Raw genomic sequence first — 15,218 nt, 5'->3', positions numbered from 1 at the left:
CGACGATCACGCCGCCGGCCAGGTCACCGTCTCCTCCGCGGTGGGCCGCGCCGGAAAAAAGTTCGGCCGCACCGGTCACAACGGCCCCCTCCCGCGCATCCAACCGAGTACCAGCACCACCCGACCCGGAAGGATCCGCCACCGTGATCACCACCGCCCCCCGGACCGTCGCCGTCCACGACTCGTTCATCGCCTACACCGAGACCGGCGGCGGCGACCTGCCGGTGGTCTTCCTGCACGGCAACCCCACCTCCTCCCACCTGTGGCGGGGCGTCACCCCGCTGGTCGCCGACCGGGCCCGCTGCCTGGCCCCCGACCTGATCGGCATGGGCGCCTCCGGCAAGCCCGACATCGACTACCGCTTCGTCGACCACGTCCGCTACCTGGACGCCTGGTTCGAGGCCATGGAGCTGGGCGAGGTGGTCGTCGTCGGCCAGGACTGGGGCGGCGCGCTCGGCCTGGACTGGGCGGCCCGGCACCCGGGCCGGGTGCGCGCGGTGGCGCTGGTCGAGACCTTCCTGCGCCCGCTGAGCTGGTCGGACCTCCCCCCGCAGGGCGCCGAGCTGTTCCGCTCGTACCGCACGCCGCAGGGCGCGGCCAAGCTGCTGGAGGAGAACACCTTCATCGAGTTCAACCTGCCGCACGGGGTGGTCACCGGCCTCGCGCCCGAGGACCACGACGTCTACCGCGCGCCCTACCCGGACCCCGCCTCGCGCAGGCCGCTGCTGGCCTGGCCGTGCGAGATCCCCTTCGACGGCGAGCCGGCCGACGTGCACCAGCGGATGCTCGACTACGGCCGGTGGCTGGCCGGGACCCCCGAGGTGCCGAAGCTGCTGATGACGGTGGAGAACGGCGTGGGCATGGGCTCGGCGGAGAACGCCGCGTGGGCCGCGCGGACCTTCCCGGCCCTGGAGGTCGAGTCGATCGGCCGGGCGGGCCACCACGCGCCCGAGGACCAGCCGGTGGCGATCGGTTCGGCGATCGCGAACTGGCTCGAACGCCACCGGCTGGCCGTGGCAGGCTCGGGCGCATGACCCAGACCCGACCCACCGCGCAGCCCGCGCCCGCGCCCGGACCCGACGCCGGACCCTCTCCCGAGCTCGCGGCCGAGGTCGCCCTGGTCGCCCGTGCCGTCGACGGCGACCGGGCGGCGCTGGAACAGGTGGTCCGCGGGCTCCAGGACCCGCTCTACCGGCTGGCCCTGCGGATGGCCTGGCGGCCGGCGGACGCCGAGGACGCCACCCAGGAGATCCTGATCAAGGTGATCACCCGGCTGGCCACCTGGCGGGCCGAGGCGCGGCTGCTCACCTGGGCCTACCGGATCGGCGTCACCTACCTGCTGGGGCTGCGCCGCAGGTCCGGACCGGAGGCGGCCGGGCTCACCCTGGACGTGTTCGGCGAGAAGCTGCTGGAGGGCCTGGCGGAGGCCGACTACGAGGGCCCGGAGGCCCGGTTGCTCTCCGAGGAGGTCCGGCTCAGCTGCTCGCAGGCCGTCCTGCAGTGCCTGGCCCGCGAGGAGCGGGTGGCCTACGTCCTGGGCGAGGTCTTCGAGCTGCCCGGGGCGGAGGCCGCCTGGATCCTGGACACCACGCCGGCCACCTACCGCAAGCGGCTGGAACGGGCCCGCCGGCGGATCCGGGCCTTCATGGGCGCCAGCTGCGGGATCGTCAATCCGGCGGCGGCCTGCCGGTGCGCCAGGCGGGTCGACACGGCGGTGCGGTCGGGCCGGCTCGACCCCCGCCGGCCGGCCCTCGCCACCCACCCGGTCAGCCCCGGCGGGCGCGACGTGGCCGCGGCGCGCGAGGTGGTGGCCGCGGCCACGCAGTTGCGCCGGCTGCACCAGGCCGCCGCGGTGCTGCAGGCGCACCCGGACTACGCCGCCCCGCAGGCCCGCACCGACGCGGTGCTGGCGCTGCTGAACTCCGGGCGCTACCCGCTGGTCGACTGAGCCGCGGGTGGCGCCCGCGGCAGGTCGGCCGGCCGGCCGGCAGCCAGGAAGGCAGGCAGGCCGGCGGTCGGGCAGACGGGCGGCCAGGCGGTCAGTCGTGCGCCAGCAGCCGCCCGCGCCGGGAGAGCACGAAGTCGCGGAAGGCGGCCGCCGGCGGGGTGAGCGGGCGCCCGGCCACCCAGGCCAGTCCGATCGCGCGGCGGGTGCGCGGCGCGGTGACCGCCAGCTCCACCACGCCCGGCCGCGGCACCGGCCCGGGCGGCAGCAGCGCCACCCCGAGCCCGGCCACGACGAGCCCGCGCAGGGTCTCCGCCTCCTCGCCCTCGAAGGCGATCCGCGGGCTGAAGCCGGCCTCCGCGCAGAAGCCGTCGGTGATCGCCCGCAGGCCGTAGCCGTGCTCGAGTGCGACGAACGGCTCCTCGGCCACCTCCGCCAGCCGGATCCGGCACCGGCCGGCGAGGCGGTGATCGGCCGGCACCGCCAGGTGCAGCACCTGCTCGTCGATCTGCCGGGCCGCCAGCTCGGGATCGGTGGGCATCGGCGAGACCAGGCAGAGGTCCAGCTCGCCGGCCCACAACCGCTCCAGCATCGCGCCCACGTAGTCCTGCACCAGCTGGAACCGCACCCGCGGGCGGTCGGCCCGGAACCCGCGCAGCAGCGCCGGCACCGCGTCCGTCCCCATGGTGTGGAGGAAGCCGAACGCCACCCGGCCCCCGGCCGGGTCCGCCTCCTCGCGCGCCGCCTGCGCCCCGCGCTCCAGCTCGGTCAGCGCCCGCTCCACCGACCCGAGCAGCAGCCGCCCGGCCCGGGTCAGCCGGACCGTGCGCCCCTGCCGGGCGAAGAGCGCCACCCCCAGCTCCTCCTCCAGCCGCGCCACCGCCCGCGACAGCGTGGGCTGCGGCATGCCCAGCGCCTGCGCCGCGCGCGTGACGTGTTCGAGGCGGGCCACCGCCGCGAACTGGGCCAGCCGCGGCGCCAGCAGCACGGCGGCGGCGTCCGGGTCGAGCTCGGCGGTTCCCTGGGTGATCGATTCCTCATGCAGCACGGTATGGATTCTGCCGAATTCATGTATTGGACGCATGGAACGCGCCAGGTCTAGCGTCAGTGCCATGCCTCCCGTCGTCACCGAGGCGTCCGCTCCTGCCACCGCCGCCCCGGATGCCGCACCCCACGCCACCACCGTTGCCACCCCCACCACCGACCGGCGACTGCGCCCCGGCCAGCGTGACTTCCGCCGCTCCAACCTCGCGCTCTTCGCCGCCGGCATCGCCACCTTCGTCCTGCTCTACTCCACCCAGGGCCTGCTGCCGCTGCTCTCCAGCGACCTGAACCTGACGCCGGGCCAGGCGAGTTGGACGGCCTCGGCGGCCACCCTCGGACTGGCGCTGGGCCTGCTGCCGGCCAGCGTGCTCTCCGACCGGCACGGCCGCACCGCGGTGATGACCGCCTCCGTGCTCGCCGCCTCGATGATCGCCCTCGCCCTGCCCTTCGCCCCGGACCTGACCACCCTGGTGGTGCTGCGCACCCTCCAGGGCGCGGCGCTCGCCGGCCTGCCCGCCACCGCCATGGCCTACCTGGCCGAGGAGGTGCACCCCAGCGCGCTGTCCTCGGCGATGGGCCTGTACGTGGCGGGCAACAGCATCGGCGGGATGGGCGGGCGGCTGGTGGCCGGCTGGGCCGGCGCCGCCTGGGGCTGGCGCTGGGGGCTGGCCGCCTCCGCGCTGCTGGCGCTGGTGGCGGTGGCCGCCTTCCGCCTGCTGATCCCCACCGCCCGACACTTCCGGCGCACCGCGGTGGACGGACGGGCGCTGGCCCGCACGGTCGGCGCGCACCTGCGCAACCCGCTGCTGCTGCGGCTGTACGCGCTCGGGATGCTCTTCATGGCGGTCTTCGGCGCGGTCTACAACACGGTTGGCTTCCGCCTGATCGCCGCGCCCTTCCACCTGCCGCAGTCGATCGCCGCCTCGATCTTCGTGGTCTACCTGGTCGGCACCGGCACCTCGGCCGCCGCCGGCCGCCTCGCCGCCCGGCTGGGCCGGCGCGGCGCGCTGTACGTGGCGATCACCCTCACCACCGCCGGCCTGCTGCTCTCGCTGGTCGACTCACTGCCCTGCGCGCTGCTCGGCCTGGTGCTGATCACCGCCGGGTTCTTCGCCGGCCACGCCACCGCCTCCTCCGCGGTGGGCCGCACCGCCGACCACGGCCGCGCCCAGGCCTCCGCGCTCTACCTGATCGCCTACTACGTCGGCAACAGCCTCGGCGGCACCCTGGGCGCCGACGCCTACCACGCGGTCGGCTGGACCGGCTCCGCCCTGGTCGGCCTCCTCGCGATGACCGCGGCCGCCGCCGTGACCCTGTACGCCACCCGCCAGGCCGTCCGCACCCGCCGCACGACGGCACTGGGTACTGTGCGGCCATGAGCATCGGCCCGTCGACGTTCGCCCGGCTCCGCAGGATCGCCGAGCACCTGCCAGAGCTGCCGGGGGTGGGGAAGGTCGAGATCGCCCACGGGGGGATCGTCCTGACGCTCCCCCCGGTCCGGCGCCACGAACTCGCAGTGGCTCGCATCGCCCGGCAACTGCACCTCCAACTGCCGAAGACCCACCCGGGATTCCTCGCTCGCGCCGGGGCCGATCTGCAGGACGCGGGTCTGGGCCGGCTGCGCCGCCCCGACCTCATGGTCTTCGCCGAGGCCGCGCCGGAGAGCGAACCGCCGGCGGTCCTGCCGCACGAGGTCCTGCTGGTCGTCGAGATCGTCTCCCGGTCGAACCCCGAGAACGACTACCACGACAAGGTGGCCGACTACGCCGCCATGGGCATCCCGCACTACCTGCTGGTCGACCCCCGCGACGGCACCGGGATCGTGCACTCGCAGCCCAACTACCGCTCCCGCACGCCCTTCGCCTTCGGTGACCGCATCATCGTCGGCCCCTGGACCATCGACACCGGCGACCTGCTCACCTACGGCTGACGGTCCGGCGCGTCGTCACCGCAAGGGTTGAGATTTCCCCGTTCTCCGCACACGCCGCCTCCCCTGCGTGATAGATCAGCTACCAGGAGTCGCACTCCTGCTGTCGACTCACGCCCAGGGGGAGACACCCATGGTCACGCGAAAGCCACCGGCACCCGCCCCGCCGAGGCCCCTTCCGGCCCAGCCGAAGATCTGGGGCACCGTACTCAAGGACCTCCGCGAAGCCGCCGAGATCTCGCAGAGCGAGCTGGCCGACCGCGCCGTGGCCCACCCCTCGACGATCAGCTACCTGGAGAGCGGCCGGACCGCCCCGAGCCGCGACTGGGCCGAGCTGCTGGACACCGCCCTGGGCAGCAAGGGTCAGCTGGTCACGGCCTACGAGCTCATCGCCCCCTACCTCGCCATCCCACATCCCGACTGGGACTGGTTCGACGAGTTCAGAAAGGCGGAGGCGCTGGCGGAGCGGATCCACGAGCTCCAGACCGGCCGCATCTCAGGGCTGCTGCAGACCGAGGAGTACATGCGCGCCCTGTTCACCGCGCGCAACTGGCGGGAGTCCGATGAGCAACTCGCCGAACGGATGCGGGCCCGCCTCGGTCGCCAGAACCGGATCCTCGCCGCGGGCGGCCCCATGCTCGTGAGCCTGCTCGACGAAGGCACCCTGCGCCGTGTGGTGGGATCCCCGCTCATCATGCGGGAGCAGCTCGCCCACCTCCTGGAACTCGGTCGCCGTCCCAACATCGCCGTCCAGGTGGTCCCGTTCGGCACCGGCGAGTCGAGCCACATGCCGATGGCCGGCATGGTCGTCCTGGAGATGCCGAACGGCCGCCGCCGCATCTACTCCGAGAGCCTCGCCAAAGGGCACTTCATCGAGGACAACGGACAGCTCGGCCAATTCATCGACGCCTATGATCAAACCCGTGCGCAGGCCCTCACCGAGCGGGACTCTGCCGAGCTGATCTGCCATCTCCTGAAGGAGTTTGACCATGTCTCAGCCTCTGGATCTGTCGAGCGCGGTGTGGGTGAAGAGCAGCCACTCCGACGGCAACAGCGGAAACTGCATCGAATGGGCCCCCGCCTACGCGCACACCGGCGCCGTCCCCGTGCGTGACTCCAAGGACCCCCACGGCCCCACCCTGCGCTTCACCCCCGCGGGCTGGGCCGCCTTCGCCACCGCCGTCCGCGACGGCGCACTCGGCTGAAACCGGAAAAGCCCCGGGGCGCGCCCCCAACAAGCGCGCCCCGGGAGTTCGTCGCGCCGGTTACGCGATGCGGTCCAGCACGATCGGCGCCGGGGTGAACTCGGTGCCCAGCGGCGAGACCTCGATGCCACCCTCCAGCGCCGCGATCGCGTACTCGTACTTCTCCGGGGTGTCGGTGTGCAGGGTCAGCAGCGGCTGGCCGGCGGTCACCCGGTCGCCGGGCTTGGCGTGCATCTCGACGCCCGCGCCGGCCTGCACCGGGTCCTCCTTGCGCGCGCGGCCGGCGCCCAGGCGCCAGGCGCAGACGCCCACCGCGTAGGCGTCCAGCGCGGTGAGCACGCCGGTGGCCGGGGCGGCGATCACGTGCTGCTCGCGGGCGACCGGGAGCGGGGCGTCCACGTCGCCGCCCTGGGCGGTGATCATGCGGCGCCAGTGGTCCATCGCGGAGCCGTCCTTGAGCGCCTGCGCCGGGTCCTTGCCGTGCACGCCGGCGGCCGCGAGCATCTCGCGGGCCAGCGCCAGGGTCAGCTCGACCACGTCCGCCGGTCCGCCGCCCGCCAGCACCTCGACCGACTCGCGCACCTCCAGGGCGTTGCCGGCGGTCAGGCCCAGCGGGGTGGACATGTCGGTCAGCAGCGCGACGGTGTTGACGCCAGCGCCGCGGCCCAGGCCCACCATGGTGCGGGCCAGCTCCTGGGCGTCGGCCAGGTTCTTCATGAAGGCGCCGGAGCCGACCTTGACGTCGAGCACCAGGGCGCCGGTGCCCTCGGCGATCTTCTTGGACATGATCGAGGAGGCGATCAGCGGGATCGCCTCGACCGTGCCGGTCACGTCGCGCAGCGCGTAGAGCTTCTTGTCGGCGGGCGCCAGGCCGTCGCCGGCGGCGCAGATGACCGCGCCGGCGCCGTGCAGGACGCTCATCATCTCCTCGTTGGAGAGCAGCGCGCGCCAGCCGGGGATGGACTCCAGCTTGTCCAGGGTGCCGCCGGTGTGGCCCAGGCCGCGGCCCGAGAGCTGCGGGACGGCGGCACCGCAGGCGGCGACCAGCGGGGCCAGCGGCAGGGTGATCTTGTCGCCGACGCCGCCGGTGGAGTGCTTGTCGGAGGTGGGCACGCCGAGCGCGGAGAAGTCCATCCGGACGCCCGAGCGGATCATCGCGTCGGTCCAGCGGCCGATCTCGCGCAGGTTCATGCCGTTCAGCAGGATGGCCATCGCCAGCGCGGACATCTGCTCGTCGGCCACCTCGCCGCGGGTGTAGGCGTCGATCACCCAGTCGATCTGGGGATCGGTCAGCTCGCGGCGGTCGCGCTTGGCGGTGATGACGGAGATGACGTCCATGGGATGTGCTCCAGGGAGGGAGGGAGAACCGTCTGGGAAACGCTGAAGGAAACGCAGCAGGCAACGCTCAGGGAAACCCTGTGGGAAACGCTCAGGAAACGGCAACGCGGGGGCGGCCACTGCTCAAGCCGCCCCCGCGTCACTCTACGCGCGTCACACGACGCGCGGCTACTACCGTCCGCCGCCGGAACCGCAGGCTGTGGGCATTACAGCCGTTCGGGTCCGAAGGCGTCCGGCAGGACCTCGGTCATCGGCTTGATGCCCGAGGGCAGGTCCACCAACAACTCGGGACCGCCGTGCTCGTAGAGCAACTGGCGGCAGCGCCCGCACGGCATCAGGGCCTGCCCGGCGCCGTCCACGCAGGTGAAGGCGACCAGCCGGCCGCCGCCGCTCGCGTACAGCGCCGAGACCAGCCCGCACTCCGCGCACAGCCCCAGCCCGTACGAGGCGTTCTCGACGTTGCACCCGGTGACCGTGCGGCCGTCGTCGACCAGGGCCGCGGCGCCGACCGGGAACTTGCTGTAGGGGGCGTAGGCCCGGGACATCGCGTCCCGGGCCGCGGCCCGCAGCGCCTCCCAGTCGGGGGAGAGCTGCTGGGTGTCCGTCACTTGCCCTGACCCTTGCGGTAGATCTGGCCGTCGGCCTTCGGCGGCCGCAGCCGCTGGGTGGCCAGCGAGAGCACGACCAGCGTGATGATGTACGGCGTCGCCACGATCAGCGGGCGCGGCACCGCGTTGCTCATCGCGTACCAGGTCGCCAGCGCACCGGCCGCCACCAGGGTGACCGCGGCCGGCACCAGCTTGCGGCGCCAGGCCTGCCAGAGCGCGAAGAGCGCCAGCGCGATCGCCAGGATCAGGATCAGGTCGTGCACCGCGTCGGCGTCGCGCAGCTGGAGGCTGTCGGTGAAGCCGAAGAGTCCGGCGCCGACCGACAGGCCGCCCGGCATCCAGTTGCCGAAGATCATCGCCGCGAGGCCGATGAAGCCGCGACCGCCGGTCTGGCCGTCCTTGTAGAAGTGCGCCAGCACCAGCGAGAGGTAGGAGCCGGCCAGGCCCGCGAAGGCGCCGGAGGCGACGACCGCGATGTACTTGTACTTGTAGACGTTGACGCCCAGCGACTCGGACGCGGTCGGGTTCTCACCGCAGGAGCGCAGCCGCAGGCCGAAGGTGGTGCGCCAGAGCACGAAGTAGCTGGCCACCATCAGCACGACGGCGAAGACCGTCACCACGGAGAGCTGGGTGACCAGGCCCCCGAGGATGCCCGCGATGTCCGAGATCAGGAACCAGTGGTGCAGCTCGATCTTGTCCAGGAAGGCGGAGAGCCCCGGGACGGTGATCAGCGGCAGCGAGTCGGCCGGCGGCGACTGGTTGGCGCCGGCGCCGACCGAGACGTAGTCGGTGTAGTAGATCTTGTTGACGTACGCGCAGATGCCGGGGATCAGGATGTTGATGCCGACACCGGAGACGATGTGGTCCACGCCGAAGGTCACCGTGATCAGCGCGTGCAGCAGGCCGCCGAGCGCGCCGCCCGCCATGCCGGCCAGCACGCCGACCCACGGGTTGACCAGGTAGCCGGCCCAGGCGCCGCAGAAGGTGCCGGCGATCATCATGCCTTCGAGGCCGATGTTGACCACGCCGGCCCGCTCGGACCACAGGCCGCCCAGACCGGCCATGCCGATCGGCACGGCGGCGCTGAGTGCGGCGGTGATCTGGCCCGAGGAGGTCAGGCTGTGGTTGCCGGTGGCGGCGCCGACCGCCGAGAAGAGCACCAGCGCGCCCGCGATCAGCAGGAGCAGCACCGGCCAGGACATCTTGCGGTTGGCCTTGCCCGGCGTCTTGCCGGCCGGCTTGGGACGGGATGTGGCAGTCGCGGTGCTCACGCGGCGACCTCCTTCTTGGCGGCCGACGCGGCCTGAGCGGCGAGCTGGGCGCCGACCTTCTGCTGCTGGCGCTTGAGGCCGTAGCGGCGCACCAGCTCGTAGGCGACGACCACGCAGATGACGATGGTGCCCTGCATGACGGCGACGATCTCCTGCGGGAAGTCGCCCTGCAGCGGCAGCTGGACCGCCGTGACGTCCAGGAAGGCGTAGAGCAGCGCCGCGAAGGCGATGCCGATCGGGGTGTTGCGGCCCAGCAGGGCGACCGCGATCCCGGTGAAGCCGAGGCCGGCCTGGAAGGTCTGGCCGTAGTAGTGCGAGCTGGAGAGCAGGTCGGGCATGCCGATCAGGCCGGCCAGCGCGCCGGAGACCACCATGCTGGTGAGCACCATGCGCTTGACGTTGACCCCGCTGGCCGCGGCGGCCGTCTCCGAGCGGCCGGTGGCGCGCAGGTCGAAGCCGAACCGGGTGCGGCTGAGCACCAGCTGGAAGGCGATGCCGATCACCACGGCCAGGATGATGAAGCCGTAGAGGTCACCGCCCTGGGTGCTGATGGTGAAGAAGTTGCTGGAGGGTGCCATGTTGACGGTCTGAATGGTGTTGCTGCTGACGCTCTTGCCCGGCGCGAAGACGCCGGGGACCAGCAGCATGCCGACCACGGCCGTGGCGATCGCGTTGAGCATGATGGTCGAGATGACCTCGCTGACCCCGCGGGTGACCTTGAGGACACCGGCGATGGCCGCCCAGGACCCGCCGACCAGCATGGCGACGATCAGCACCAGCGGGATCTCGAGGAACGCCGGCAGGTTCACCTGACCGCCGACGTACGCGGCGAACAGCGCGCCGAGGCGGTACTGGCCCTCGGTGCCGATGTTGAAGAGGTTCATCCGGAAGCCGAAGGCGACCGCGATACCGGCGAGGAAGTAGGTCGTCGCCTTGTTCAGGGTGGCGACCTGGGCGTCCGAGGCGGAGCCGTAGGTGCCCATGATGTTGAACGCCTGGAACGGGTCCCGGCCCGAGGCGAGCAGCAGCAGCGAGCTGATCAGCACCGAGATGACGACGGCCAGCACCGGGGCGGCGATCGCCAGCAGCAGGCGCTCGCGGTCGATCCGCTGCAGGAAGCCGCGCTTGGCGGGTTCGGTCGAAGTGGTCATGTCGGTCACTCCCCCGTCTGCTGGTCGTCGGCAGCGGTCTCGGTGGTGGCGTCGGACGGAGTGCCGTCCGACGCAGCGGACGCGTCCGCGGACGGGGCGTCGGAGGCGTCGTCGGCCGCGCTGTCGGACCCGGCAGCGGCGTCGGCATCGGCGTCGGTGACGGTGACGGCATCGGCGTCGGCGTCGGCGTCGGTGACGGCGTCGGCCGGCGCGCCGATCGGCTCGCCGCCCGGGGCGTCGCTGCGGCCCAGCTCCTCGGCGGCCAGCAGGGCGGCCTCGGCCAGCGCGACCTCGTCCGACTCGATCCGGCCGGCGGCGGCACCGGTCATCGCGGTGCCCAGGTCCTCGGCGGTGACGGTGGCCGGGTCGGCCTCGGCGACCAGGCGGCCGCGGTAGATGACCCGGATCGCGTCCGAGAGCCCGATCAGCTCGTCGAGGTCGGCGGAGATCAGCAGCACCGCCAGGCCGGCCCGCTGGGCCACCCGGATCTGCTCCCAGATCTGCGCCTGCGCGCCGACGTCCACACCGCGGGTCGGGTGGGCCGCGATCAGCAGCTTGGGCTGGTGGCTCATCTCGCGGCCGATGATCAGCTTCTGCTGGTTGCCGCCGGAGAGCGAGGCCGCGGTGACCTCGATGCCGGGGGTGCGGACGTCGTACTCCTCGACGATCCGCAGGGTGTCCTGCCGGGCGCCGGACGGGTTGAGCCGGAAGCCCTTGGAGTTGGGGTCCTCGGTGACGTGACCCAGGATCCGGTTCTCCCAGAGCGGGGCCTCCAGCAGCAGGCCGTGCCGGTGGCGGTCCTCGGGGATGTAGCCGATGCCGGCCTCGCGGCGGGCGCGGGTCAGCGTGCGGGTCAGGTCCGTGCCGTCCAGCACCACGGTGCCGGCGTCCAGCGGGAGCATGCCCATGATGGCCTCGACCAGCTCGGCCTGGCCGTTGCCCTCGACACCCGCGATGCCGAGGATCTCGCCCTTGTGGATGGTCAGCGAGATGTCGTCGAGCACGACGCGCTCGATGCCCTCGGCGTCCGGCTTGGCGATCCGCAGGTCCTCGACCCGGAGCATCTCCACGTCGGTGACGGTGGACTCGCGGCTCTGCGGGGAGGGCAGCTCGGCACCGACCATCAGCTCGGCGAGCTGGCGGGCGGTGACCTGCTGCGGGTCGGCGTCGCCGACCGTGGTGCCGCGGCGGATCACGGTGATCGCGTCGGCCACCGAGAGCACCTCGTGCAGCTTGTGCGAGATGAAGATGACCGTGACGCCCTCGGCCTTGAGCTCGCGCAGATTGCCGAAGAGCGCCTCGACCTCCTGCGGGACCAGGACGGCGGTGGGCTCGTCCAGGATCAGGATCCGCGCGCCGCGGTAGAGCACCTTGAGGATCTCCACGCGCTGGCGCTCGGCCACGCCCAGGTCCTCGACCAGCACGTCGGGCCGCACGTTCAGGCCGTACTGGTCGGAGATCTCCTTGATCTTCGCCTTGGCCCGGCCGCCGATGCCGTACAGGTGCTCGCCGCCCAGGACGACGTTCTCCAGCACGGTGAAGTTGTCGGCCAGCATGAAGTGCTGGTGGACCATGCCGATGCCGCGGGCGATCGCGTCGGCGGGGCTGTGGAACTCCACCTGCTCGCCGTTGACCGCGATGGTGCCCTCGTCCGGGCGCTGCATCCCGTAGAGGATCTTCATCAGCGTCGACTTGCCGGCGCCGTTCTCACCCATCAGGGCGTGCACGGTGCCGGTGCGGACGGTGATGTCGATGTCGTGGTTGGCCACGACACCGGGGAAGCGCTTGGTGATGCCGCGCAGTTCGACGGCCGCTGTCGCCGTCCCCGCGCTGGGGTTACCCCCCTTGGACAGGGGGGGTTCGGAACCGGTGATGGCGATCTCCTGGTGGTGAGCAAGCGCTTCGCTGCGCTGGGGAGGCCGGGACGAACGGAGCGCGGGTGAGGGCGCCCGGAGATACGGCGGGGGGGTACCGCGGCAGGCCGGAGCCACGCCTGGGAGTACGGGAGAGGCCCGGCGGAGTGCGCTCGCGCGCGACCCACCGGGCCCCTCCCCTGGTACTGGCGTACTACTTGCGTGCTGGTGCGACGACGAGCGTCAGCCGGCCGGCGGCGCGGTCGGGATCGTGGTGGCACCCGAGGTGATCGCCGCGGCGGCCGCGTCGAGCTTGCCCTTGATGTCGTCGATGTGCCCACCGGTGGTGGCCAGCGAGACACCGTTCGCCTTGAGGTCGAACTTCTGCACGCCGGTCAGCGGCGAGCCGCTCTTGATGCTGTCGATGTACTTGTACACCGCGTTGTCCACGTTCTTCACCATGGAGGTGAGGATGTGGTCCTTGTACTTCTGCAGCGCCGGCTGGTTGGCCTGGTCGGAGTCGACGCCGATGGCCCAGGCGCCGCGGTCGGAGACGGCCTCGATGGCGCCGGTGCCCGAAGAGCCGGCGGCGCTGTAGATGACGTCGTCCTTCTTGTCCAGGAGGCCCTGCGCGGCCTCCTTGCCCTTGGCCGGGTCGGTGAAGCCGCTGAAGTCCGGCGGGGTGGTCAGGTACTTCACGTCGACGGTGATGCTCGGGTCGACCGAGGCGACACCGGCGCGGTAACCGGCCTCGAACTTCTTGATCAGCTCGTTCTGGACGCCACCGATGAAGCCGACCTCCTTGGTCTTCGTCTTCAGGGCGGCGGCGACACCGGCGAGGTAGGAGCCCTCCTGCTCGGTGAACTCCAGCGAGGTGACGTTCGACGGCTGGGTCGGCGAGTCGGAGTCGATGATCGCGAACTTGACGTCCGGGTGGGCCTTGGCGACCTTCTCCACGGCGGACTGGTACACGAAGCCGACGGCCACGACCGGGTTGAAGCCGGCGGTGACCAGGCTCTCCAGGCGGGCCTCCTTGTCGGCGTCGGCCTCACCCTGCTTGGCCTCCGCCTCCTTCACGGAGACACCGAGCTGGCTCTTGGCCTTGTCCAGGCCACGGGCGGCGGAGTCGTTGAACGACTGGTCGCCACGGCCGCCGATGTCGTAGGCCATGCCGACCTTGAGACCGGAGCCGGACGCGCCGGCGGAGGTGGTGGTGCTGTCGGTGCTCTTTGCGCCGCAAGCGGCGAGCGAGGCCATACCCAGGGAACCCGTGAGCACAACCGCGGCGAGCTTTACTGAACGGCGCAAGGGAGTATCTCCTTCTCACACACCCGTTTGGCGTGGTCGGACGCCACCGTAACGCGCGTAGAACACGGTTGTATTACGGGTCGCCGGGCCATTCGGGTTGTTATCAAACCGTGGCACTCGAACCAACCAAACTAGGACAAATACGTACGAGCGTTCCAGTATCACACGCCCGCGACGCCTGCCCGCCCTCCCCGGGCCAGGCGCCGTCGTCCGTCCGTTCTCCCGCGCACCGTGAGAAGGGGTCGCACACCGTGGTGTCGATCAGGTCCGGGCGTGCTCCAGGGCCAGCGAGACGAAGAGCTCGACGCCGATGCCGATCGCCCGCTCGTCCACGTCGAACCGCCCCTGGTGCAGGTCGCGCACCGCCGTCTCGTGCGGAGCGCGCACGCCGAGCCGGGCCAGCGCCCCCGGCGCGTGCTCCAGGTACCAGGAGAAGTCCTCGCCTCCCAGGCTCTGCTCCGTCTCCTCCACGACCTCTCCACCGCGGGAACCGAACTGCCGCTTCATCGCGGTCTCCAGTTGGGAGATCGACTCGGCCTCGTTGACCACCGGCGGGACGCCCCGGCGGTAGTCCAGCGACCACTTCGCCCGATGGATCTCGGCCATCTTGCTGAGCAGCTCGTGCAGGACGTCCGGCGCCTCGCGCCAGCCGGCCAGCTCCAGGCAGCGGACGGTGCCCTCCAGCTCGGCGTGCTGCGGGATGACGTTCGGGGCGGAGCCCGCGGTGATCCGGCCCCAGACCAGGCTGACCCCCCAGCGCGGGTCCATCCGGCGGGCCAGCGCGCCGGGCAGGTCGGCGGCGAGCCGGCCGATCGCGGTGACCAGGTCGGTGGTCAGGTGCGGACGGGCGGTGTGGCCGCCGGGGCCGTCCAGGCTCAGCACCAGGGCGTCGCAGGCCGAGGTGATCGCGCCGGTGCGCAGGCCCACCCGGCCCACCAGCACCTTGGGGTCGCAGTGCACCGCGAAGATCCGTCCGACCCCGTCCATCCCGCCGGCCGCGATGACGTCCAGCGCGCCGCCGGGCATCACCTCCTCGGCCGGCTGGAAGATCAGCCGCACCGGCTGCCGCAGCCGCCCCTCGCGCAGGGCGTCGGCGAGCACCAGCGCCGTCCCGAGCACCACCGAGGTGTGCACGTCGTGGCCGCACGCGTGTGCCCGGCCGGGCACGGTCGAGCGGTAGGGGACCTCCGACTTGGCGTCGTCGATCGGCAGCGCGTCGATGTCCGCGCGGAAGGCCAGCAGCGGGGTGCCGTCGGGGGTGCCGGGCGGGACCAGATCGACGATCAGACCCGTGCCGCCGGGCAGCACCCGCGGCGCGAGGCCGGCCGCGACCAGCCGGTCGCAGAGCAGCCCGGTGGTGCGGAACTCCTGGCGACCGAGCTCGGGGTGACGGTGCAGGTCACGCCGGAAGGCGATCAACTCGGCGTCATATCCCCGCACCAACGCCCGAAGTGACGATTCGTCGGAAACCGACGCACGGTCAGGAGACGATGGCCGACCGCCCGCGCCGGCGGCCCCGGCGGCCGCCCCGTCGCTCCGCGCCGCGGGCCCCTCGGCGCGCGCGGGAC

14 protein-coding genes are annotated in these 15,218 nt (G+C 72.3%); 6 read left to right on the top strand and 8 right to left on the bottom strand.

The window, feature by feature from the left end:
• The first annotated feature begins 143 nt into the window (after window positions 1–143).
• Window positions 144–1,034: a haloalkane dehalogenase gene (locus tag ABD323_RS06450; protein ID WP_344440206.1), complete on the top strand. Its 891-nt coding sequence runs from the start codon at window positions 144–146 to the stop codon at window positions 1,032–1,034.
• Complete coding sequence (locus ABD323_RS06445) at window positions 1,031–1,948, top strand: RNA polymerase sigma factor (RefSeq protein WP_344440204.1); 918 nt, start codon at window positions 1,031–1,033, stop codon at window positions 1,946–1,948. Before ABD323_RS06450 ends, ABD323_RS06445 begins: the two co-directional genes overlap by 4 nt.
• A gap of 91 nt (window positions 1,949–2,039) precedes the next feature.
• On the opposite strand, the gene ABD323_RS06440 is transcribed toward ABD323_RS06445, so the two are convergent.
• Window positions 2,040–2,990, bottom strand: a complete 951-nt coding sequence (locus tag ABD323_RS06440; protein WP_425555881.1) for a LysR family transcriptional regulator — start codon at window positions 2,988–2,990, stop codon at window positions 2,040–2,042.
• A gap of 67 nt (window positions 2,991–3,057) precedes the next feature.
• Here ABD323_RS06440 and ABD323_RS06435 point away from each other — a divergent pair, with 67 nt between their 5' ends.
• The 4 genes from ABD323_RS06435 to ABD323_RS06420 all read left to right on the top strand — a co-directional run bounded on the left by ABD323_RS06435 (window position 3,058) and on the right by ABD323_RS06420 (window position 6,121).
• Window positions 3,058–4,368 carry an MFS transporter gene (locus ABD323_RS06435; RefSeq protein ID WP_344440201.1) on the top strand — a complete coding sequence of 437 codons (1,311 nt, stop codon included), beginning with the start codon at window positions 3,058–3,060 and terminating at the stop codon, window positions 4,366–4,368.
• Window positions 4,365–4,919, top strand: a complete 555-nt coding sequence (locus ABD323_RS06430; protein WP_344440199.1) for a Uma2 family endonuclease — start codon at window positions 4,365–4,367, stop codon at window positions 4,917–4,919. The genes ABD323_RS06435 and ABD323_RS06430 overlap by 4 nt, the downstream gene beginning before the upstream one ends.
• A gap of 130 nt (window positions 4,920–5,049) precedes the next feature.
• On the top strand, window positions 5,050–6,030 hold the full coding sequence (locus ABD323_RS06425) for a helix-turn-helix domain-containing protein (protein ID WP_344440197.1): 981 nt from the start codon (window positions 5,050–5,052) through the stop codon (window positions 6,028–6,030).
• Window positions 5,981–6,121, top strand: coding sequence for a DUF397 domain-containing protein (locus ABD323_RS06420; protein ID WP_344440286.1), 141 nt, complete (start codon window positions 5,981–5,983; stop codon window positions 6,119–6,121). The genes ABD323_RS06425 and ABD323_RS06420 overlap by 50 nt, the downstream gene beginning before the upstream one ends.
• Window positions 6,122–6,181: 60 nt before the next feature.
• Here ABD323_RS06420 and ABD323_RS06415 read toward each other — a convergent pair whose 3' ends face one another.
• From ABD323_RS06415 to ABD323_RS06385, 7 genes are all read right to left on the bottom strand, one after another.
• Window positions 6,182–7,459 carry a thymidine phosphorylase gene (locus tag ABD323_RS06415; protein ID WP_344440195.1) on the bottom strand — a complete coding sequence of 426 codons (1,278 nt, stop codon included), beginning with the start codon at window positions 7,457–7,459 and terminating at the stop codon, window positions 6,182–6,184.
• A 206-nt stretch (window positions 7,460–7,665) separates the two neighbouring features.
• The gene (locus tag ABD323_RS06410; protein ID WP_344440193.1) at window positions 7,666–8,067 is read right to left on the bottom strand and encodes a cytidine deaminase; all 402 of its coding nucleotides are present in this window, start codon (window positions 8,065–8,067) and stop codon (window positions 7,666–7,668) included.
• On the bottom strand, window positions 8,064–9,338 hold the full coding sequence (locus ABD323_RS06405) for an ABC transporter permease (RefSeq protein WP_344440191.1): 1,275 nt from the start codon (window positions 9,336–9,338) through the stop codon (window positions 8,064–8,066). The genes ABD323_RS06410 and ABD323_RS06405 overlap by 4 nt, the downstream gene beginning before the upstream one ends.
• Complete coding sequence (locus ABD323_RS06400) at window positions 9,335–10,489, bottom strand: ABC transporter permease (RefSeq protein WP_344440189.1); 1,155 nt, start codon at window positions 10,487–10,489, stop codon at window positions 9,335–9,337. The genes ABD323_RS06405 and ABD323_RS06400 overlap by 4 nt, the downstream gene beginning before the upstream one ends.
• Before the next feature lie 5 nt (window positions 10,490–10,494).
• Window positions 10,495–12,258 carry an ABC transporter ATP-binding protein gene (locus tag ABD323_RS06395; protein ID WP_344440186.1) on the bottom strand — a complete coding sequence of 588 codons (1,764 nt, stop codon included), beginning with the start codon at window positions 12,256–12,258 and terminating at the stop codon, window positions 10,495–10,497.
• A 327-nt stretch (window positions 12,259–12,585) separates the two neighbouring features.
• Window positions 12,586–13,650, bottom strand: a complete 1,065-nt coding sequence (locus ABD323_RS06390; protein ID WP_344440184.1) for a BMP family lipoprotein — start codon at window positions 13,648–13,650, stop codon at window positions 12,586–12,588.
• 261 nt (window positions 13,651–13,911) lie between these two features.
• A complete protein-coding gene (locus ABD323_RS06385) occupies window positions 13,912–15,093 on the bottom strand; it encodes an amidohydrolase (RefSeq protein WP_344440181.1) in 1,182 nt (393 codons plus the stop codon).
• Between the last annotated feature and the right edge of the window lie 125 nt (window positions 15,094–15,218).

Origin of the sequence: Kitasatospora nipponensis (genome assembly GCF_039528135.1) — a bacterium.
GTDB lineage: Bacteria > Actinomycetota > Actinomycetes > Streptomycetales > Streptomycetaceae > Kitasatospora > Kitasatospora nipponensis.
The sequence above is the reverse complement of the archived record's forward strand: the minus strand, read 5'-3'. Positions and strand labels throughout refer to the sequence as shown.

What these genes read in the sequence shown, in the direction of transcription:
- ABD323_RS06445 (WP_344440204.1), top strand. Translation starts at nt 1,031, where the DNA reads ATGACCCAGACCCGACCCACCGCGCAGCCCGCGCCCGCGCCCGGACCC.
- ABD323_RS06435 (WP_344440201.1), top strand. Translation starts at nt 3,058, where the DNA reads ATGCCTCCCGTCGTCACCGAGGCGTCCGCTCCTGCCACCGCCGCCCCG.
- ABD323_RS06430 (WP_344440199.1), top strand. Translation starts at nt 4,365, where the DNA reads ATGAGCATCGGCCCGTCGACGTTCGCCCGGCTCCGCAGGATCGCCGAG.
- ABD323_RS06425 (WP_344440197.1), top strand. Translation starts at nt 5,050, where the DNA reads ATGGTCACGCGAAAGCCACCGGCACCCGCCCCGCCGAGGCCCCTTCCG.
- ABD323_RS06415 (WP_344440195.1), bottom strand. Translation starts at nt 7,459, where the DNA reads ATGGACGTCATCTCCGTCATCACCGCCAAGCGCGACCGCCGCGAGCTG.
- ABD323_RS06400 (WP_344440189.1), bottom strand. Translation starts at nt 10,489, where the DNA reads ATGACCACTTCGACCGAACCCGCCAAGCGCGGCTTCCTGCAGCGGATC.